Here is a 20,181-nt window from a genome sequence, read left to right as displayed (position 1 = left end):
TCCCGGGCGGGACGGCGCCCAGCGGCGACGATGGCGGGATGGACCCCACCGACGGCCGCGGCCGGCGCGCGCTCGCGCTGCCGCGGTGGCTCGACGGCCCGATGACCAGCAGCCACCTGGTGATCGGCGCCGCCGGCATGCTGCTGGCGATCGGCCTGGTGATGGTCTTCTCCGCCTCGGCGATCGAGGCGGCGCTGGCCAACCAGCCCGCCTGGCGTCCCGGGGTCGAGCAGCTGGTCTTCGCGGCCATCGGGGTGGTCGCCCTGCTGGTCGCCGTGCGCCTGCCCACCGCCGTCATCCGGCGCTTCGTGCGCCCGGCGATGCTCGCGGTGCTCGTCCTGCTCCTGCTCGTCGCCATCCCCGGGATCGGCACCGAGCTCAACGGGTCCCGCGCCTGGTTCGACCTCGGCTTCACCAACTTCCAGCCCTCCGAGGTCGCCAAGCTCGTGCTGGCCCTGTGGGGCGCCCACGTGCTGGCGCTGCGGGCCAGCTACCTCACCGTGCAGAGCCTGCTCGTGCCGCTGGTCCCGGTGTTCCTGCTGCTCTGCGCGCTGCTCATGCTCGAGCCGGACTTCGGGGCCAGCGTCACCCTCGGCCTGGTGCTGTGCGGGCTGCTGCTCGCCGCCGGCGCACCCTGGCGCGTGTGGGCCGGGATCCTCGGCGCGGGGGTGGCGGCCGCCGCCGCGCTCGTGGTCGTGGCGCCGTACCGCATGGAGCGGCTGACGTCGTTCCTGGACCCCGAGGCCGACCCCACCAACGCCGGCTTCCAGGCGATCCGCGGTTTCTACGCCCTGGCCACCGGCGGGTTCTGGGGCGTGGGCCTGGGCAACAGCGCGATGAAGTGGAACCTGCTGCCCGAGGCGGAGTCGGACTACATCTTCGCGATCATCGGCGAGGAGCTGGGTTTCCTCGGCTGCCTCGTCGTCGTCGCGCTGTACGGCGTCCTGGCCGCGGCCGGCTTCCGGATCGCCAAGCGGTCGGCCGACCGGTTCGTCCAGCTGGCCAGCGTGGCCATCACCGTGTGGCTGGTCGGCCAGGCAGCCATGAACATGGGGTACGTGGTGGGACTGGGGCCGGTGACCGGCGTGACGCTGCCGTTGATCTCGGCCGGTGGCACGTCGCTGGTGCTCACCCTCTTCATCGTCGGCCTGCTGATCCGCTTCGCCCGCTCCGAGCCCGCGGCGATCGAGCACCTGCGGCAGCGGGAGAGCGGCCGCCTCGGCCGGCTGCTGCTGCCCGTGCCCCCCGCCGCGGTGGACCCGGTCCGGCCGCGCAGCCGGCGCCGCCCCGCCGAGCCGCGCACGCCCCGGCCGGCCGCCGGCGCCCGGACCGTCGTGCGCGTCCCGCCCGCCCGGACCTCCGGCCAGCCGCGCGAGCGCGCCGCCGCACCGCGGGAGCGGCGGTCGGTGCCCGAGCGGCCCCGCGCCGGCGAGTCCCGGCGGCAGCCCCCGGCCCGGGCCCGCGCCGCGGCGCCGGACGCCCCGAGGCGGCCCCGGTGACCGCCGCGGACCGGCCGGTCAGCGTGGTGCTCGCCGGCGGCGGCACCGGCGGGCACATCGAGCCGATGCTGGCACTGGCCGACGCGCTGCTGCGCCGGGCCGGTGCCGTGGCCGGTGGTGTCCGGGTGACCTGCCTGGGCACCGCCCGGGGCATGGAGACCCGGCTGGTACCCGCCCGCGGCTACGACCTGCGGCTGATCCCGCCCGTGCCGCTGCCGCGCACGCCGACCCCGGACCTGCTCCGGGTGCCGGGCCGCGTGCGGCGCGCGGTCCGGGAGACCCGTGCGCTGCTCGACGAGCTCTCCGCCGACGTCGTCGTCGGCTTCGGCGGCTACGTGGCGCTGCCGGCCTACCTGGCGGCCCGGGGCCGGCGAGGGCGGGCGGGGATACCGATCGTCGTGCACGAGCAGAACGCGCTGCCGGGCCTGGCCAACCGGATCGGCGCCCGCATCGCCGCGCGCGTGGCCGTCACGGTGCCGGGCACGCCGCTGCATCGCGGTGAGCACGTCGGCATGCCGCTGCGGACGGCGATCAGCTCGCTGGACCGCCTCGCGCGCCGGGCCGAGGCGCGGGCAGCCTTCGGGCTGGACCCCGAGCGGCCGACGCTGCTGGTCTTCGGTGGCTCGCAGGGGGCCGCGTCGCTCAACCGCGCCGCGGTCGGCGCCGCCGACGCGCTCACGGGCGCCGGGGTGCAGGTGCTGCACGCGCGCGGACCCAAGAACACCGACGTCGTCGTGCCCGACCGCGCCGCGGGGCAGGCTCCTTACGTCGTCGTCGACTACCTGGAGCGCATGGACCTCGCCTACGCCGCCGCGGACCTGGCACTCTGCCGGTCGGGTGCGGTGACCGTCGCCGAGCTCTCGGCGGTCGGGCTGCCCGCGGCGTTCGTGCCGCTGCCCATCGGCAACGGGGAGCAGCGCCGCAACGCGCTGCCCGTCGTCGAGGCCGGGGGAGGGATGCTGGTGGACGACGCCGAGCTGTCCCCGGCCTGGATCGCCGATCACCTGGTGCCGCTGCTGACCGACCCGTCGGCGCTGGCCGGGTACGCGGCGCACGCCGCGGCCGCCGGTGTGCCGGACGCCGACGAGCGGCTGGCCGACATCGTGCTGGAGGTGGCTCGTAGATGAGCGAGCTCGCGAGCTCATCCGAGGAAAGAGCAGTGCAGGCACGAACGAAGCCGACGAGCGCCAGCGAGGAGGCTCCGTGAGTGCTGCTGCGGTGGCCGCCTGGAAGGACCCGATCCCGGCGCTGGCCGAGCTCGGCGGCGTGCACTTCGTCGGGATCGGCGGGGCGGGGATGAGCGGGATCGCCCGGATCATGCTGGCCCGCGGCGTCCGGGTCTCGGGCACCGACCGCCGCGACACCCCCACGCTCCTGGCCCTGCGGGCGCTGGGCGCGCGGGTCGTCCTCGGTCACGCGCCGGAGAACCTGGGCGACGCCGACACGGTCGTGGTCTCCACCGCCATCCGGGAGGACAACCCCGAGCTCGCCGCCGCCCGTGAGCGCGGCCTGCGGGTGATCCCCCGGGCGGTGGCCCTGGCCGCCGTCATGGCCGGCCGGCGCAGCGTGGCGGTCGCCGGCACGCACGGCAAGACCTCGACCACCTCGATGCTCACCGTCGCGGTCCAGGCGTGCGGCGCCGACCCCTCGTTCGCGATCGGCGGTGACCTCAACGAGTCCGGCAGCAACGCCCACTCGGGGCAGGGCGACGTCTTCGTGGCCGAGGCCGACGAGAGCGACCGGTCGTTCCTGCTGCTGGCGCCGCACGGGGCGACCGTCACCAACGTCGAGGCCGACCACCTGGACAACTACGGCGACCTCGCCGCCGTCGAGGAGGCGTTCGACCGGTTCCTCGGCACGCTGGCCCCCGACGGCTTCGTCGTGCTGTGCGCCGACGACCCCGGCGCGGCCCGCCTCCGGCAGGTGCCCACCCCCGCCCGGGTCCGGACCTACGGCACGTCCGCGGACGCCGACCTGCGCCTGGTGGACGTCGAGGTCGGCCGCGAGACCACGTCGTGGACCGCGGTGCTGGACGGGGAGACCATCGGCCGGGTCGGTATCCGGGTGCCCGGCGAGCACATGGCCCGCAACAGCGCCGCCGCGCTGCTGGCCGGCCTCGAGCTCGGGCTCCCGGCCGAGGGGCTGATCGCCGGGCTGGGCCGCTTCGGCGGCGTGCACCGCCGGTTCGAGCTCAAGGGCGTCGCCGGTGGGGTCCGCGTCTACGACGACTACGCCCACCACCCGACCGAGGTGCGCGCGCAGCTGCTGGCCGCCCGCGCCGTGGCGGGGGAGGGGCGCGTCGTCGTCGCCTTCCAGCCGCACCTCTACAGCCGCACCCGGGAGTTCGCCGACGGCTTCGGTGAGGCCCTCGGGCTGGCCGACGAGGTCGTGGTCATGGACGTCTACGGCGCCCGCGAGGACCCGGTGCCCGGGGTGACCGGCGCGCTGGTGGCCGACGCCGTCCCCCTGCCGGCCGGGCGCGTGCACTTCGAGTCGTCCTGGTCGGCGACCGCCCCGGCGCTGGCCGAGCGGGCCCGGCCCGGTGACCTCGTGATCACGATGGGTGCCGGGAACGTGTCGATGGTGGGTCCCGAGGTGATCGCGGCGCTGACCGCCCGGGACGCCGGATCCGCCCCGCCGCCCGACGGCGCGGCACCGGACCGGTGAGCCGCGCCGCCACCACGCGCGACCGGCAGCGCGGCCCGGCCCCCGAGCCGCGCCGGCCGGACCGGTCGCCGCGGCGACCGCGGCCGGTCGACCCCCGCCGCCGGCTGGCCGTGCGCATCGGCCTGCTGGTCAGCGCGGTGCTGGTGGCGGTCTGGGTCGTGTGGGGGAGTCCGCTGCTGGCCGTCTCCACGGTGCGGGTGGACGGCGCCGGATCGCTCACCGCCGAGCAAGTGCGCGCCGCCGCCGGGGTGGCCGAGGGCACGCCGCTGCTGCGCGTCGACGTCGACGCCGCGGCCGCCCGGGTCGCCCGCCTGCCGCAGGTGGCCTCGGTCCAGGTGACCCGCGGCTGGCCGCGGACGGTGGTCATCACCGTCCGGGAGCGGGTGCCGGTGGCCGTGGTGGAGCAGGCGGGCACCCGGTCGCTGCTGGACGCCGACGGTGTGCTGTTCGACACCGTGACGGGGGAGCCGCCGGCCGGGGCGGTGCCGCTGGAGGTCGCCGACCCCGGACCCGACGACGCGGCCACCCGCGCCGGGCTCGCCGCGCTGGTCGAGCTGCCGCGGGACGTGCGGGAGCAGCTCGCCTCGGTCACCGCCGGCTCCGAGCACGACGTGACGCTGACCCTGACCGACGGCACCACCGTGCTGTGGGGGACGGCCGCGGACTCCGACGAGAAGGCCGACGTGCTGGTCGCGCTGCTGGGCCAGGTGGCGTCGGGGGCCCTGGAGCCGGCCGCGACCATCGACGTCAGCGCGCCGTCCGCCGTCGTCCTGCGCTGACCCCCCGGGCCTTCAGTCGCGGCCGAGGGCGCGTTGCGGGGGGCGGACCGCCGACACGCCGACCCCCTCCGACACGCCCGACCGCGAAAACCTTCTGCGGTGATCCCGCCGACGGCGTGTCCGGCGGGGTCCAGTCCGACATGAGACGGATGAGCAGCGGGTCGTCACGATCAGTGGTGCTGATGTGACCACTGGGTCGCCGGAGTCCGGTGAGGTCCTGCCGATGCGACACGCCGGGCCCGTGACGGTGCTTGTAGGCCCCTCTGGCCACACCTAACTTCGTCCGCGTCGACCCAGTTGACATAACTATAAGGCTTTACTTGAGGATGAGGGTCGAGGTCGGGAGCCCCACATGACACCTCCGCACAACTACCTCGCGGTCATCAAGGTCGTCGGCATCGGCGGCGGCGGGGTGAACGCGGTCAATCGGATGATCGAGGTCGGCCTCAAGGGGGTCGAGTTCATCGCCATCAACACCGACGCCCAGGCGCTGCTGATGAGCGACGCGGACGTCAAGCTCGACGTCGGCCGCGAGCTCACCCGCGGGCTGGGCGCCGGCGCGCAGCCCGACGTCGGTCGGCAGGCCGCCGAGGACCACCGGGAGGAGATCGAGGAGGTGCTCAAGGGCGCCGACATGGTCTTCGTGACAGCCGGCGAGGGCGGTGGCACCGGCACCGGCGGCGCGCCCGTCGTGGCGTCGATCGCCCGGAAGCTCGGTGCGCTGACCATCGGCGTCGTCACCCGCCCGTTCTCCTTCGAGGGCAAGCGGCGGGCCGTGCAGGCCGAGTCGGGGATCGAGGAGCTGCGCAACGAGTGCGACACGCTCATCGTCATCCCCAACGACCGGCTGCTGCAGCTCGGCGACCGCAACGTCAGCGTGATGGACGCCTTCCGCACCGCCGACCAGGTGCTGCTGTCCGGCGTCCAGGGCATCACGGACCTGATCACCACGCCCGGCCTGATCAACCTGGACTTCGCCGACGTCAAGTCGGTCATGTCCGGCGCGGGCTCGGCGCTGATGGGCATCGGAAGCGCCCGCGGGGACAACCGCGCGCTGCTGGCCGCCGAGCAGGCCATCGCCAGCCCGCTGCTGGAGGCCTCGATGGAGGGCGCCCACGGCGTCCTGCTGTCGATCTCCGGCGGCTCGGACCTCGGCCTGTTCGAGATCAACGAGGCGGCGTCGCTGGTCTCCGACGCCGCGCACGCCGACGCCAACATCATCTTCGGTGCCGTCATCGACGACGCCCTGGGTGACGAGGTCCGGGTGACGGTGATCGCGGCCGGCTTCGACAGCGGCCGGCCCAGTGCCCGCAAGGACACCGCGTTCGGGTCGGTGACCCCGGCGACGCCGGCGGCACCGGTGGGGACGCCTCCGCAGGCGCAGCGGCCCGCCGCGGTGCCGCAGCCGGTCCGCCCGGCGGCTCCGGCCGCGACGGGGGAGCGGCTGGTCGGTCACCAGGGTGCACCGGTCGCGCCGGCTCCGGCCGCCGCGCCGGCGCCCGCGCCGGCCCGTCCGGGTCCGCAGGGCGGGGGCATCACGGTGCCGCCGCTGCCGCCCATCCCGGGTCCGGTCTCGGCTGCCTCGGCGGCCGGACGGCGACCGCTGTCCAGCGAGGACTTCGAGGAGGAGCTCGACATCCCCGAGTTCCTGAGGCAGTGACGGAGGACCCCCTGGCCCCCTCGCAGGGGCCCGCCGCGAGCTCGCGAGCGGTGGGGGGCGAGGGGGTCCTTCATCCCTCGGCGGTGCGACCCCGCCGGGTCGTCACCGATCGACGGGGCGGCCGCTCCGTTCCCCCGTACGACTCGTTCAACCTGGGCGGGCACGTCGGCGACGACCCCGCCGCGGTGGCCGCCAACCGCGAGCGCCTGGCCCGGGAGATCGGCGCGGCCGGCGACCGGCTGGTCTGGATGGACCAGGTGCACGGCCGTGGCGTGGCCGTCGTCGACGGCCCGGTGGACGGTCCGCTGCCGGCCACCGACGCGGTGGTGACCTCGACCCCGGGGCTCGTCCTCTGCGTGCTCGTCGCCGACTGCGTGCCGATCCTGCTGGCCGACTCCGAGACCGGCGTGGTCGCCGCGGTGCACGCCGGCCGCGAGGGGGTCCGCCAGGGCGTCGTCCCCGCGGCGCTGTCGGCGATGGCCAGCCTGGGTGCCCGCGCCCGGCACGTGTCGGCGCTGCTCGGCCCCGCGGTGTGCGGAGCCTGCTACGAGGTGCCCGCCGAGATGCAGGCCGACGTCGCCCGCGTCGCGCCGTCCGCCGCCGTTCCCACGCGGAGGGGCACGCCCGGTCTGGACCTGCGGGCCGGCGTCGAGGAGATCCTCCGCCGGGCCGGCATCCCGCAGGTGGTGCACGACCCGCGCTGCACCGGCGAGGACCCGACCCTGTTCTCCCACCGCCGCGACGGGGTCACCGGCCGGCAGGCCGGGGTGGTCTGGCTCGACTAGCGGCCGGGGATGATCCCGGCATGAGCGAGCTCGCCGAGCACCTGCGCGCGGTCCGGGACCGGGTCGACGCCGCCGCCCGCGCGGCCGGTCGCGACCCGGCGTCGGTCGAGGTCCTGGCCGTCAGCAAGACCTTCCCGGCCGACGACGTCCGGGCCCTCGCCGCGCTCGGCCACCGCGACTTCGGTGAGAACCGGGTCCAGGAGCTCACCGCCAAGGCCGCCGAGCTGGCCGACGTCGACGTCCGCTGGCACTTCGTCGGCCAGCTGCAGCGCAACAAGGCCGCCGCCGTCGCGCGCCTGGGAGCCGTCGTGCACTCGGTGGACCGGGAGGCGCTCGTCCCGGTCCTCGGCCGGGTGGGGGAGGAGACCGGGCGGCCGGTCGAGGTCTACGTCCAGGTCGACCTCGGTGGCCCCGAGGGCGAGCTCGCCGCCCGCGGCGGCGCCGCGCCGGACGTCGTCCCCGCGCTGGCCGACGCCGTCGCCGACCACGCCGGGCTCCGGCTGGCCGGCCTCATGGCCGTGGCACCCCGGGGGGAGGAGCCGGCCGCGGCGTTCGAGCGGCTGGCGGAGCTCGCCGCACGGGTCCGCGCGGACCACCCGGAGGCCGCCGGGCTGTCGGCCGGGATGAGCGGCGACCTCGAGGCGGCGGTCGCGGCGGGCGCCACGCTCGTGCGTGTCGGAACCGCGATCTTCGGCCGGCGGCCCCTACCCTCCCCGTCAGATGCGGCTCACCAGCCACGCGAGTCACACCAGTCACACGGGCCTCGCAGGTCCGAGTAGAGGGGGAGGTCCGATGGCAGGCGCCATGCGGAAGATGGGCATCTACCTGGGGCTCGTCGAGGACGACGACGCCCGGGCCTACGGCCGGTACGACGCCCGTCAGTCCGACGACCGCTACGACGACCGCCGCTACGGCCGCTACCTCCCCGAGGACGGCTACGACGACGGTCACCTCGAGGGTCGCGACCACTACGACTACTACGAGGAGGAGCTGGCCGCGCCCGAGCCGCTGCCGGCTCCCGAGCCCGTGGTGCTGCGCCGCGGGGGCACCGCCCGCAGCCTGGGGGTCGCGCCCGCCGCGGGCTCGACGTCGGCCTCGGCCGGCCGGCTGTCCACGGCCTCGTCGCCCGGCGGGTCGGCCGCCAGCGCGGCGGTCGCCCAGGTGCGCGAGCCCGTGGTCGCCGTGGCGCCCGAGCCGGCTCCCGCCCCGACGCCCAAGCCCTACCGCATCACGACGCTGCACCCGCGCACCTACAACGAGGCCCGCCAGATCGGCGAGAGCTTCCGCGAGGGCATGCCCGTGATCATGAACCTGACCGAGATGGACGACGCCGACGCGAAGCGCCTGGTGGACTTCGCCGCCGGTCTGTCGTTCGGGCTGCGCGGTAGTATCGAGCGCGTCACGGCGAAGGTGTTCCTGCTCAGTCCGCGGGACGTCGACGTGACCGCCGAGGACAAGGCGAAGATCCGCGAAGGCGGGTTCTTCAACCAGTCCTAGGCGCCGCCGGCCGCCCGTGGCCGGTGGTCAGCGCGGCACGCCAGTGCCCCCGGACGAACGAGGACCGTGGCCGTTTTCTGGGAGATCCTGTCAGCAGTGCTGCTCGTCTTCCTCATCCTGCTGTTCGCGCGGTTCGTCGTCGACTGGGTGATGGTGCTGGCCCGCAGCTGGCGTCCGTCCGGCCTGGTCGCGGCCGGTCTGGAGGTCGTCTACTCCACCACGGACCCGCCGCTGAAGGCGGTCCGCAAGGTGATCCCGCCGCTGAACCTGGGAGCCATCCGGCTGGACCTCGGGTTTATGGTGCTCCTGATCGCCGTGTTCATCCTGAAGGGGATCGTGGACACCCAGGCCCTCAGATCGTGAGTGCCTCCCTGTCCTCGTCGCGGCGTCGCCGCGTGTCGGCTGGTGGCTGCTGCCGCCCGTCCGAGAACGTCCCTGTTCCCGCCGTCCGACCCGAGGTGAGCTAGTTGCCACTCACGCCTGCCGACGTCCACAACGTCGTCTTCAAGAAGCCGCCGATCGGCAAGCGCGGATACGACGAGGACGAGGTGGACGCCTTCCTCGACGTCGTCGAGGCGGAGCTCGCCCGGCTGATCGAGGAGAACAACGAGCTGCGGGCCAACACCGGCCGCACGCCCGCCGCCGTCGTCGAGCAGCCCGCGCCGGCCCCCGCGCCCGCGCCCGTGCAGGCCCCGCCGCCGGCCGCGCCCCGCGAGGACGACAGCGCCCGCGCCTCCCGGATGCTGGCCCTGGCCACCGAGACGGCCGACCGCTACGTCAACGAGGCCAAGGCCCAGGCCGACGCGATGGTCTCCGACGCCAAGACCAGCAGCGAGCGGATGCTGTCCGACGCACGGGCCAAGAGCGAGCAGATGGTCAGCGAGGCCAAGATGCGCGCCGACACGATGATCGGCGACGCCCGCACCCGCGTGGACACCCTGGAGCGCGAGGCGCGCGCCAAGGCCGCCGCCCTGGAGCAGGACGCCGAGCGCCGGCACTCCGAGGTCGTCAGCGGCCTCGAGCAGAAGCGCAGCAGCCTGGAGCGCAAGATCGAGGAGCTGCGGACCTACGAGCGCGAGTACCGCACCCGGCTGCGGTCCTACCTCGAGTCGCACCTGCGCGACCTGGACGGCCGCGGCTCGGCCGAGCCCGCTCCGGCCGGCCGGCAGAACCAGCACGCCTCCGCCTGACCCCCGGCTCGCACGAGGGCCCCCGGACCGCCTCGGTCCGGGGGCCCTCGTGCGTCCGGGAGGGGCCGCGCCGACGGGCGGGGCGGGTGTGTCCGCCGCTACAGTTCAGCGGTGATCTTGGCGGCCGGACTGCTGGTGCTCGCGGGGCTGGGTCTGTTCGTCGGCGGCCTCGCCACGGGGACGACGAGCTACTACTGGGGCTGCGTCGCCTGCTGCGCGCTCGCGGCGGTGCTGCTCATCGCGGTGCGGCTGTGGCCCCGGTCCCGGGTGGCCGCCGCGGTCGAGCCGGAGAAGGCACGAGGAGCAGAGGTCCGGTCGACGAGCGGGTCCGGGACCGCGGCCGCAGACGACGTGCCGGCCACGCCGGCGGCGCCACGGGAGGCGGTCGCGGAGCCGGCCGCCCCGGCCCGGCGCGGCGCCCACGAGGCCGCGTCCGACGAGGCCCCGTCCGACGAGGACCCGGGCGAGGAGGACGTGGAGGTCACCGACCTGCTCATGGTCGTGGACCTCCGCGACCAGGTGCTCGTCGTCGACGAGCACCCCCGCTACCACCTCGCCGACTGCCGGTGGTTGCGCGGCCGGCCCACGATCCCGCTGCCGGTGGCCGAGGCCCGCTCCGACGGGTTCACCCCGTGCGGCGTGTGCCGGCCCGACCGCTCGCTGGCCGACCTGGCCCGGGCCCGCAAGGCCGCCGACAAGAGCTGACCTCGCGGGCCCGCGAGTTCATCCGGCGCGGACCACCCAGAACCGGGAGCCGCCGGGGCCCTCCACGCCGGGCCCCTCACCGGGGGTGGAGGCGTGCACGGCGACGGCCAGCACCTCGGCCGCGACGGTCTCGGCCTGCTCGGTGAGCGCCTCGGCGAGGGGGCCCTCGGCGGTCCAGGACAGCTCGATCCGGTCGCTGACGGCGAGCCCCGCGGCCTTGCGGGCCTCCTGGACCAGCCGCACCGCCTCGCGGACCAGGCCGGCGCGCTCCAGCTCCGGGGTGAGCGTCAGGTCCAGGGCCACGGTGAGCCCGCCGCCGCTGGCGACGGTCCAGCCCTCGCGCGGGGTCTCGGTGACGACCAGGTCGCCGTCCTCGAGCGGCACGGCGGCGCCGTCGACCTCCACCGACGCCGTCCCCGCCCGGTAGGCCGACACGAGAGCGCCGGCGTCGGCCGCGGCGACGGCCTTGGCGACGGCCTGCACCTGCTTGCCCAGCCGGCGGCCGACGGCGCGGAAGTCGATCTTCACGCTGACGTCGACCAGCTCGCCCTCGACCGCGGAGAGCTCGGTCAGCTCCTGCACGTTCAGCTCGTCGGCGACCTCGGCGACCAGGTCCCGGGGGAGCTGCGCCCAGCCGGCGGCGGCGACGAGGGCCCGGGCCAGCGGCTGCCGGGTGCGCACCTTGGACGACGTCCGCGCCGAGCGGCCCAGCTCCACCAGCCGGCGGACCAGGGACACCTGCTCGACGAGCTCGGGGTCGCGGGCGTCGGCGTCCACCTGCGGCCAGGAGGCGAGGTGCACCGAGTCGACCGCGCCGTCGAGCCCCGGGGCCACGGCGCGGCCCCACACCTCGTCGGTGACGAACGGGGTGAACGGCGCCATGAGCCGGGTCAGCCCGTCGAGCACCTCGTGCAGCGTGCCCAGCGCCGCCGGGTCGCCGTCCCAGAAGCGGCGACGGGAGCGGCGGACGTACCAGTTGGACAGGTCGTCGACGAACTGCGCGAGCTGCCGGCCGGCGCCCTGGGTGTCGAAGTCCTCGAGCGCGGCGGTGACGCCCTCGGTGACCTCGGCGAGGGTGGCCAGCGCCCAGCGGTCCAGCAGCGGCCGCTCCGCCCGCGGGGGAGCCGGCGTCGCCCCCGGGTCCCAGCCGTTGGTCTCCGCGTACAGGGTGAAGAAGCTGGCGGTGTTCCAGTAGGTCAGCAGGACCTTGCGGACCACCTCGGACAGCGTCTCGTGACCGACCCGGCGGGCCGACCACGGCGAGCCGCCGGCCAGCATGAACCAGCGGACGGCGTCGGCGCCGTGCCGGTCCATCAGCGGGATCGGCTCGAGGATGTTGCCCAGGTGCTTGCTCATCTTCCGGCCGTCCTCGGCGAGGATGTGGCCCAGGCAGAGCACGTTCTCGTAGGAGTTCTGCTCGAACACCAGGGTGCCGACGGCCATCAGCGAGTAGAACCAGCCACGGGTCTGGTCGATCGCCTCGCAGATGAACTGCGCCGGGTAGGCCGCCTCGAACTGCTCCTGGTTGCGGTACGGCGCGCCCCACTGCGCGAACGGCATGGAGCCCGAGTCGTACCAGGCGTCGATGACCTGGGGGACCCGGCGGAAGGTGCCCTCCTCGCCGGGCAGCGTGAAGGTCACCTCGTCGATGAACGGCCGGTGCGGGTCCAGGTCGGACAGGTCGCGGCCGGTGAGCTCCGACAGCTCCGCCAGCGAGCCGACGACGACGAGCCGGGTGGGGTCGGCGTCGTTGCGCCACACCGGCAGCGGGGTGCCCCAGTACCGGTCGCGCGACAGCGCCCAGTCGACGTTGTTGTTCAGCCAGTCGCCGTAGCGGCCCCACTGGATGGTCTCGGGGTACCAGGAGGTCTTGCCGTTCTCGGCCAGCAGCTGGTCCTTGACCGCGCTGGTCCGGATGTACCAGGACGGCTGCGCGTAGTACATGAGCGGCGTGTGGCAGCGCCAGCAGTGCGGGTAGCTGTGCTCGTAGCGCTGCTCGCGCCACAGCACGCCGCGCTCGGTCATGTCGACGACGAGCAGGTCGTCGGCGGCCTTGAAGAAGTGCCCGCCCACCAGCGGCACGTCGGCGAGGAAGTGGCCGGTCGAGTCGATCGGGTTCACCACCGGCAGGCCGTAGCCGCGGCAGACGGCGAGGTCGTCGGCGCCGAAGGCGGGGGACTGGTGGACCAGGCCGGTGCCGTCGTCGGTGGTGACGTAGTCGGCGAGGACGACGTAGTGGGCGTCCCCCTCCGGGAACTCGACCAGCTCGAACGGCCGCTGGTAGTGCACCCGCTCCCAGTCCCGGCCCGTCGTGGTGGCCAGCACCTCGCGCGGGGTGTCGGCGCCCAGCACGGCGTCGACCAGGGGCTCGGCGACGACGACGGTGCGCTGGGTGGGTGGGCCGCCGTCGACGGAGTGCTCGGTGCGGACGACGACGTAGGTGACGTCGGGGTTCACGGCGACGGCGGTGTTCGACGGCAGCGTCCACGGCGTCGTCGTCCAGACGAGCAGGTCGGCCCGGCCGGCCCACTCACCGCTGGTGACGGGCAGCCGGACGTACACCGAGGGGTCGGTGATCGACTCGTAGCCCTGGGCCACCTCGTGGTCGGACAGGCCGGTGCCGCAGCGCGGGCAGTACGGCGCGACGCGGTGGTCCTCGACCAGCAGGCCCTTGTCGAAGACCTGCTTGAGCGACCACCAGACGCTCTCGATGTAGTGCGGGTCCATCGTCCAGTAGGCGGTGGACATGTCGACCCAGTAGCCCATCCGGCGGGTGAGCTCGGAGAACGAGTCGACGTGCCGCAGCACCGACTCGCGGCACTTGGCGTTGAACTCCGCGATGCCGAACTTCTCGATGTCGGGCTTCCCGGCGAAGCCCAGCTCCTGCTCGACGGCGATCTCGACCGGCAGGCCGTGGCAGTCCCAGCCGGCGCGGCGGGGCACGTGCCAGCCCTGCATGGTCTTGAACCGCGGGAACACGTCCTTGAACGCGCGGGCCTCGATGTGGTGCGTGCCGGGCCGGCCGTTGGCGGTCGGCGGGCCCTCGTAGACGTTCCACTGCGGCTTGCCCTCGGCGTCCTGCACCGTGCGGGCGAACACCTCGGTCTCCTCCCACCGGCGCAGCACGTCGTGCTCGAGGGCGGGCAGGTCGACCTGCGGGGGCAGCGCACGGAACGGGCCGGGAGAGCTCACGCTCCCATTGTCCCCGAGCCGTCGAGCGGCTTCCGCACTGGTGGAACCGGCCCGACACGTGGGTACGGGACACTGCCCGCGTGACGGGGGGCCGGCGGTGAACACGACGGTCACCGTCGCGCTCGCCATCGGCGCCTCGGTGGTCCTCGTCGCCGCCGTCGCCCTGCGGCTGGCCGACCGGCTCGGCCTGCCCAGCCTGCTGCTCTACCTGGCGCTCGGGGTGGTCCTCGGGGAGAGCGGCCTGGGTGTGCAGTTCGAGGACGTCGAGCTGACCCAGACCCTCGGGGTCGCGGCGCTGGTGGTGATCCTCGCCGAGGGCGGTCTGACCACCCGGTGGGCCGACGTCCGGCGGGCGATCGGGCCGGGCATCGCGCTCTCCACGGTCGGGGTCGCGGTCAGCGTGGCGGTCACGGCCGCGATCGCCGTGTGGCTGCTGGACCTGGACTGGCCCTTCGCCCTGCTCCTGGGCGCCGTCGTCAGCTCCACCGACGCCGCGGCCGTCTTCGCCACCCTGCGCCGCCTCCCGCTGCCGCGGCGGATGGTCGCTTCGCTGGAGGTGGAGAGCGGCCTCAACGACGCCCCGGTCATCCTGCTCGTCGTCGTGCTCGCCGAGCGGCTCACCGGCGGGGAGACGACGGTCTGGTGGCTGACGCTGCTGGAGGTCCTCGCCGAGCTGGCCGGGGGCGCCGTCATCGGCGTCGCGCTGGGCGCCGGCGGGGCCTGGCTCCTGCGCCGCTCCGCCCTGCCGCTGGCCGGCCTCTACCCGCTCGCGACCCTGGCGCTGTGCGTCCTGGCCTTCGCCTCCGCGGACCTGGTGCACGCCTCCGGCTTCGTCGCGGTCTACCTGTGCGGGCTGGTGCTGGGCAACGCGCCGCTGCCGCACCGCTCGGCCAGCGTCGGGTTCGCCGAGGGGATGGCGTCCCTGGCCCAGATCGGCCTCTTCGTGCTGCTGGGCCTGCTGGCGTCGCCGTCGCGGCTGCTCGACGCGCTGGGGCCGGCGCTGCTCGTCGGCGGCGCGCTGCTGCTGGTCGCCCGGCCGGTGTCGGTGCTGGTCAGCCTCGCGCCGTTCCGGATGCCGTGGCCGCAGATGGCGTTCGTGTCCTGGGCGGGGCTGCGCGGGGCGGTGCCGATCGTCCTGGCCACCTTCCCCATCGCCGCCGGGGTCCCGCGGTCGACGCAGGTGTTCGACACCGTCTTCGTGCTGGTCGTCGTCTTCACGCTCGTGCAGGGGCGGTCGCTGCCCTGGGTGGCCCGCCGGCTGGGGATCGCCGCGCCGGTCGCGCCGCGCGAGGTCCAGGTGGAGGCGGCGCCGCTGGAGGAGCTGGACGCCGAGCTGATGCAGCTCACCGTGCCCGAGGGCTCCCGGCTGCACGGCGTGTACCTGCCCGAGCTGCGGCTGCCCGAGGACGCGGCCGTCGTCCTCATCGTGCGGGAGGGCCGGGCCTTCGTGCCGGACGCGACCACCCGGCTGATGCGCGGCGACCAGGCATTGCTGGTCGCCGCGCGGCGGTCGCGGGCCGAGGCCGAGCGCCGGCTGCGTGCGGTGAGCCGGGCCGGCCGCCTCGCCACCTGGCGCGGCGAGACCGGCAGCCCCACGGAAGCCGATTGAGCGGAGTCGCTCGAGCGCGGAAACCGCGCTCGAGCGACTCGCGTCAGCCGACGAGCTCGAGGGTCTTCGTCGTCTCGTCGCGGACCTCGCGCAGGAGCGCCAGGTCCGTGGCCAGGCTGCGGCCGTAGGAGGGGATGGCCTCCTGCAGCTTCGGCCGCCAGTCGTCGACGTGCTGGGGGAAGCAGCGCTCCATCAGCGTGAGCATCGCCGAGACCGCGGTCGAGGCGCCGGGGGAGGCCCCGAGCAGTCCGGCGATGCTGCCGTCGGCGCCGGTGATCAGCTCGGTGCCGAACTGCAGGACGCCCTTGCCGGTGTTCGGGTCCCGCTTGATGACCTGGACCCGCTGGCCGGCGGTGATCATGTCCCAGTCGCCCTGCTCGGCCAGCGGCACGAAGCCCTGGAGGGTGCGGTGCCGGGCGGCGCGAGACTGCAGCAGCTCGCCGATCAGGTACTTCGTCAGCGCCAGCTCCGTGCGGGCGACGCCGAGCATCGAGCCGAGGTTGTTCGGCTTGACCGAGAGCGGCAGGTCGAACATCGACCCGGCCTTGAGGAACTTCGGCGACCAGCCGGCGTACGGCCCGAACAGCAGCGAGTACTCGCCGTCGACCAGGCGCAGGTCCAGGTGCGGCACCGACATCGGCGGGGCGCCGACGGCGGCCTGGCCGTAGACCTTCGCCTGGTGCTGGGTGACCAGCTCGGGGGAGCGGGTGCGCAGGAACTCGCCGCTCACCGGGAACCCGCCGAAGCCGCGGATCTCCGGGATGGCGGCCTGCTGCAGCAGCGGCAGCGCGCCGCCGCCGGCGCCGACGAACACGAAGCGGGTGCGGACGGTCCGCCGCTCGCCGCTCTCGACGTCCTTGACGGTGACCTTCCACCGGCCGTCGTCCTCGCGGTGCAGGTCGTCGACCCGCTGGCCGACGTGCACGTGCACACCGCGGGCCTCGGCCTCGGCGAACTGGAGCCGGGTGAGGGCGCCGAAGTTGACGTCGGTGCCGGCGAGGGCGCGGGTGCCGGCGACGACCTCGCCCGGGTCGCGGCCGGCCATCATCAGCGGGACCCACCCGGCGAAGGTCGCCGCGTCGTCGGTGAACTCCATCCCCTCGAACAGCGGGTGGGCCACCAGGGCGGAGTAGCGGTTGCGCATGTAGCTGCGCCCGTCCTCGCCGGTCACGAAGCTGATGTGCGGCACCGGGGCGATGAAGTCCTTGGGCGACCCCGTCATGCCCTCGCGCACCAGGTGCGACCAGAACTGGCGGGACAGCTGGAACTGCTCGTTGATGGTCGCGGCCTTGGTCGCGTCGACCCGGCCGTCGGGCCCGGCGGGCGTGTAGTTGAGCTCGCACAGGGCGGCGTGGCCGGTACCGGCGTTGTTCCAGGGGCCGGAGCTCTCCTCGGCCACGGCCGGGCCGGACTCGAAGACCGCGATGCTCCAGCCGGGGGCGACGATCCCGAGCAGCGACGCCAGGGTCGCGCTCATGATGCCGCCACCGACGAGGACTACGTCGGGGTCGGTGGCGGGGGCGAGCTCGGTGGACACGCGTTGCCTCTCTGGCCGGGTGGAAGGTCCAACACCGACCATCGGCCTTTCCAGGCCCGGGCACGCCCCCTCGTCGGTGTGAGATGCGTCGTACCCGTCATGAGATGAATCACGCGGACGCGGGTGGTACACGCGGACCACCGCGGCGCGGCGGTCCCGGGAAGGTCCCCCGGCTAGGCTCGACCGACCCGTCCGGGCCGGCGACCGGCCCCCGATCCCAGGAGCGCGCGCTGTCCGACGAGCCCGAGGACGCCCGCGACGACGGCGCCGCGACCGCCGCTGCGGACTCCGGGCCCGCCGCCCGCCGGCCGAGGACCCGCCTGCTGCTCTCCCTCGCCCTCGGCGTCCTGCTGCTCGACCTCGGCACCAAGCTGCTGGTCGTCGCCACCCTCGAGCGGGGCGAGGACGTCCGGCTGCTCGGCGGGGCGCTGCACCTCACCCACGCCCGCAACACCGGGGCGGCCTTCTCCTTCGCCGAGGGCTTCACCGTCGTCTTCACCCTGATCGCGGTCGCCGTGGCGGTCGTCATCGTCCGGGCCGCCAAGAAGCTGTTCTCGCTGGGCTGGGCGGTCGCGCTCGGCCTCGTGCTCGGCGGCGCGGTGGGCAACCTGGTCGACCGGGTCTTCCGCGACCCCGGCTTCCTGCGCGGCGGCGTCGTCGACTTCATCTCGGTCTTCGCCCCCGGCGGCGACTTCTTCCCGATCTTCAACATCGCCGACTCGGCCATCACCTGCGGCGGGATCCTGGGCGCGGTGATGGCGCTGCGGGGCATCGAGTTCGACGGCTCGAAGGCCGGATCGGCCCCGTCCGGGGGCTCGCCGCGAGCCCGCGAGCGGTGAGGGGGACGGGGTCCTTCGGCACAATGGGGCGGTGACGACCGGTCAGCACCGCGCCCTCCCGGTGCCCGACGGGCTGGAGGGCCAGCGGGTCGACCAGGCGCTGAGCCGCCTGTTCGGGCTGACGCGGACGGCGGCCGCGGACCTGGCCGACGCCGGCGGCGTCGTGGTCGACGGCCGGGTGCGCGACAAGGGTGACCGGCTGACCGGCGGCAGCTGGCTCGAGGTCGAGCTGCCGCCCCCGCCCGGCGAGCCCGCCGCGCCGCAGGAGGTCCCCGGCATGGCCGTCGTGTACGACGACGACGACCTCGTCGTGGTCGACAAGCCGGTCGGCGTCGCCGCCCACCCCTCCCCGGGCTGGGACGGGCCGACCGTCATCGGCGGCCTGGCGGCGGCCGGCTACCGGGTGTCGACCTCCGGCGCGGCCGAGCGGCAGGGCGTCGTCCACCGCCTGGACGCCGCGACGACCGGGCTGATGGTCGTGGCCAAGAGCGAGCGGGCGTACACCGCGCTCAAGGCGGCGTTCAAGGAGCGGACGGTCGACAAGGGCTACCACGCCCTGGTCCAGGGCCACCCCGACCCGACCAAGGGCACGATCGACGCCCCGATCGACCGGCACCCGAAGCACGACTGGAAGTTCGCCGTCGTCAGCGGCGGCCGGCCCTCGGTGACGCACTACGAGGTGATCGAGGCGTTCCGCGCCGCGAGCCTGGTCGACGTCCACTTGGAGACCGGCCGCACGCACCAGATCCGCGTGCACTTCTCCGCGATGCGCCACCCCTGCGTCGGCGACCCGCTCTACGGCGCCGACCCGACGCTCTCCGCCCGGCTCGGGATGTCGCGGCAGTGGCTGCACGCCGTCCGGCTGGGCTTCGAGCACCCCGCCGACGGCCGGTGGGTCGAGTTCACCAGCGACTACCCGGCCGACCTCGCCGGGGCGCTGGCGATCCTGCGGGCCGAGGCCCAGGGGTAGGGCCGGCGCCGGGATGGAGGGGCTGCCGACCTCGCTCGCCGACTACGGTCCGGCGGCGCTCTCGGCCGTGGTCGTCGCCGCCTACCTCGTGGCGGGGGAGCCCGTCGTCGGCGCGGTCCTGCACCGCCGGTTCGAGGGGCGGCTGCGCACCGACGCCGGCGCGCGGCGCTCCTTCTACCTGCGGCTGCTGATCCTCGAGTGGGGCCTGGCGCTGCTCGCGCTGGTCATCTGGCTCTCGGCGCCGGACGTCGACGCCGCCGCCGTGGGCATCGCCTGGCCCGACGGCTGGCCCGGTCCGGTGGCCGGTGGCCTGGCGCTGCTGGTGGTCGTCTTCGTCGTCGGGTCGACCCGCGCGCTGCGGGGCGGGGTCCTGCACGACCTCCCGGCCCCCGCCGCCGACGCGGCCGCCGGCCGGCACGCGGAGCTGCCGGTGCACGCCACGCTGGCCCTGCTGCCCCGGACGCGGTCGGAGCGGCGGCTGTTCACCGTGGTCGGGCTGACCGCCGGCATCTGCGAGGAGTGGCTGTACCGGGGGTTCTTCCTGGCCGTGGTCGCCGCGGTCGCCGGGGACCTGCCCGACGTCGTCCTGGTGTTCCTGGCCGCCGTCGCCTTCGGGCTGGCGCACGTCTACCAGGGCATCGGCGGGGTGGTCACCACCGGCGTGCTGGGCGCGGTGATGGCGACGCTCTACCTCGACACCGCCTCGCTGCTGCTGCCGGTCCTGCTGCACGCGCTGATCGACCTGCGGTTCCTCGCCGTGCCCAGCCGGGCGCTGCCCTCGGCCGGTGCCCGGTGAGCGCGACCGTGTCTACCCCGGGCGACTGGGCCGAGGTGCGGGCGCTGCGCACCCGGGTCTTCGTCGAGGAGCAGGGCGTCCCGCCGGAGCTCGAGCAGGACGCCACCGACGCCGTCGCGGTCCGCGCGGTGGGCCGCGACGGGTCCGGCCTCGTCGTCGCCACCGGCCGGCTGTTCGAGCGGGACGGCCGCGGGGTGATCGGCCGGATGGCGGTGGACGCCGGCGCCCGCGGGGCCGGCCACGGGGCGGCCGTGCTGGCCGTGCTGCACGGCGAGGCGCTGCGGATGGGGCTGGCCGAGGTCGAGATCCACGCCCAGCTGTCCGCGCGGGGTTTCTGGGAGCGGGCCGGTTACACGGCGGTGGGGGAGGAGTACGAGGAGGCCGGGATCCGGCACGTCACGATGCGCCGCCGCCTGGAGGACGACACGCACGGCTAGGTGGCGCCGAGCTAGATTG

General features: G+C 75.0%; 18 protein-coding genes. 16 read left to right on the top strand and 2 right to left on the bottom strand.

The features are described from left to right. The first annotated feature begins 38 nt into the window (after window positions 1-38). From ftsW to DQ240_RS06130, 11 genes are all read left to right on the top strand, one after another. Window positions 39-1,499, top strand: a complete 1,461-nt coding sequence (ftsW, locus tag DQ240_RS06180) for a putative lipid II flippase FtsW (RefSeq protein ID WP_233498539.1) — start codon at window positions 39-41, stop codon at window positions 1,497-1,499. Then, window positions 1,496-2,626 carry an undecaprenyldiphospho-muramoylpentapeptide beta-N-acetylglucosaminyltransferase gene (murG, locus tag DQ240_RS06175; RefSeq protein WP_113838737.1) on the top strand — a complete coding sequence of 377 codons (1,131 nt, stop codon included), beginning with the start codon at window positions 1,496-1,498 and terminating at the stop codon, window positions 2,624-2,626. Before ftsW ends, murG begins: the two co-directional genes overlap by 4 nt. 76 nt (window positions 2,627-2,702) lie before the next feature. Next, a complete protein-coding gene (gene murC / locus DQ240_RS06170) occupies window positions 2,703-4,166 on the top strand; it encodes a UDP-N-acetylmuramate--L-alanine ligase (protein ID WP_113838736.1) in 1,464 nt (487 codons plus the stop codon). Next, a complete protein-coding gene (locus DQ240_RS06165; protein WP_233498538.1) occupies window positions 4,163-4,945 on the top strand; it encodes a cell division protein FtsQ/DivIB in 783 nt (260 codons plus the stop codon). Before murC ends, DQ240_RS06165 begins: the two co-directional genes overlap by 4 nt. 352 nt (window positions 4,946-5,297) lie before the next feature. Next, the gene (ftsZ, locus tag DQ240_RS06160) at window positions 5,298-6,605 is read left to right on the top strand and encodes a cell division protein FtsZ (RefSeq protein WP_113838735.1); all 1,308 of its coding nucleotides are present in this window, start codon (window positions 5,298-5,300) and stop codon (window positions 6,603-6,605) included. A gap of 83 nt (window positions 6,606-6,688) precedes the next feature. Beyond that, entirely contained in the window at window positions 6,689-7,390 is a 702-nt protein-coding gene (gene pgeF / locus DQ240_RS06155) for a peptidoglycan editing factor PgeF (protein WP_199589107.1), read from the top strand. Between the two features lie 20 nt (window positions 7,391-7,410). Then, on the top strand, window positions 7,411-8,169 hold the full coding sequence (locus DQ240_RS06150) for a YggS family pyridoxal phosphate-dependent enzyme (protein WP_113838734.1): 759 nt from the start codon (window positions 7,411-7,413) through the stop codon (window positions 8,167-8,169). Window positions 8,170-8,182: 13 nt separating this feature from the next. Next, window positions 8,183-8,887, top strand: coding sequence for a cell division protein SepF (locus DQ240_RS24380; RefSeq protein WP_113838733.1), 705 nt, complete (start codon window positions 8,183-8,185; stop codon window positions 8,885-8,887). Between the two features lie 66 nt (window positions 8,888-8,953). Further along, window positions 8,954-9,250 (top strand): YggT family protein, encoded by a 297-nt coding sequence (locus DQ240_RS06140; protein WP_113838732.1) that lies wholly within the window; start codon window positions 8,954-8,956, stop codon window positions 9,248-9,250. A gap of 104 nt (window positions 9,251-9,354) precedes the next feature. After that, on the top strand, window positions 9,355-10,077 hold the full coding sequence (locus DQ240_RS06135) for a DivIVA domain-containing protein (RefSeq protein ID WP_113838731.1): 723 nt from the start codon (window positions 9,355-9,357) through the stop codon (window positions 10,075-10,077). Between the two features lie 111 nt (window positions 10,078-10,188). Next, the gene (locus DQ240_RS06130) at window positions 10,189-10,782 is read left to right on the top strand and encodes a hypothetical protein (RefSeq protein ID WP_113838730.1); all 594 of its coding nucleotides are present in this window, start codon (window positions 10,189-10,191) and stop codon (window positions 10,780-10,782) included. A gap of 18 nt (window positions 10,783-10,800) precedes the next feature. Here DQ240_RS06130 and ileS read toward each other — a convergent pair whose 3' ends face one another. Next, entirely contained in the window at window positions 10,801-13,974 is a 3,174-nt protein-coding gene (ileS, locus tag DQ240_RS06125) for an isoleucine--tRNA ligase (RefSeq protein WP_199589105.1), read from the bottom strand. A gap of 97 nt (window positions 13,975-14,071) precedes the next feature. Between ileS and DQ240_RS06120 the strand changes: the two genes are divergently transcribed. Beyond that, window positions 14,072-15,583 (top strand): potassium/proton antiporter, encoded by a 1,512-nt coding sequence (locus DQ240_RS06120; protein WP_113838729.1) that lies wholly within the window; start codon window positions 14,072-14,074, stop codon window positions 15,581-15,583. Between the two features lie 43 nt (window positions 15,584-15,626). Here the strand turns inward: DQ240_RS06120 and mqo are convergent, their stop codons facing one another. Continuing rightward, window positions 15,627-17,120: a malate dehydrogenase (quinone) gene (gene mqo / locus DQ240_RS06115; RefSeq protein WP_199589103.1), complete on the bottom strand. Its 1,494-nt coding sequence runs from the start codon at window positions 17,118-17,120 to the stop codon at window positions 15,627-15,629. A gap of 104 nt (window positions 17,121-17,224) precedes the next feature. Between mqo and lspA the strand changes: the two genes are divergently transcribed. Genes lspA through DQ240_RS06095 form a run of 4 tightly spaced genes read left to right on the top strand, consistent with a single transcriptional unit; the run spans window position 17,225 to window position 20,162 of the window. Beyond that, window positions 17,225-17,959 (top strand): signal peptidase II, encoded by a 735-nt coding sequence (gene lspA, locus DQ240_RS06110; protein WP_233498537.1) that lies wholly within the window; start codon window positions 17,225-17,227, stop codon window positions 17,957-17,959. 31 nt (window positions 17,960-17,990) lie between these two features. Next, entirely contained in the window at window positions 17,991-18,929 is a 939-nt protein-coding gene (locus DQ240_RS06105) for an RluA family pseudouridine synthase (RefSeq protein WP_113838727.1), read from the top strand. 13 nt (window positions 18,930-18,942) lie between these two features. After that, the gene (locus DQ240_RS06100; protein WP_113838726.1) at window positions 18,943-19,725 is read left to right on the top strand and encodes a CPBP family intramembrane glutamic endopeptidase; all 783 of its coding nucleotides are present in this window, start codon (window positions 18,943-18,945) and stop codon (window positions 19,723-19,725) included. Next, complete coding sequence (locus tag DQ240_RS06095; protein ID WP_113838725.1) at window positions 19,722-20,162, top strand: GNAT family N-acetyltransferase; 441 nt, start codon at window positions 19,722-19,724, stop codon at window positions 20,160-20,162. Before DQ240_RS06100 ends, DQ240_RS06095 begins: the two co-directional genes overlap by 4 nt. The last annotated feature ends 19 nt before the right edge of the window (window positions 20,163-20,181 follow it).

This window comes from Blastococcus sp. TF02A-26 (assembly GCF_003319125.1).
Taxonomy (GTDB): Bacteria; Actinomycetota; Actinomycetes; order Mycobacteriales; family Geodermatophilaceae; genus Trujillonella.
This window is presented reverse-complemented; position numbering and strand designations above follow the sequence as displayed.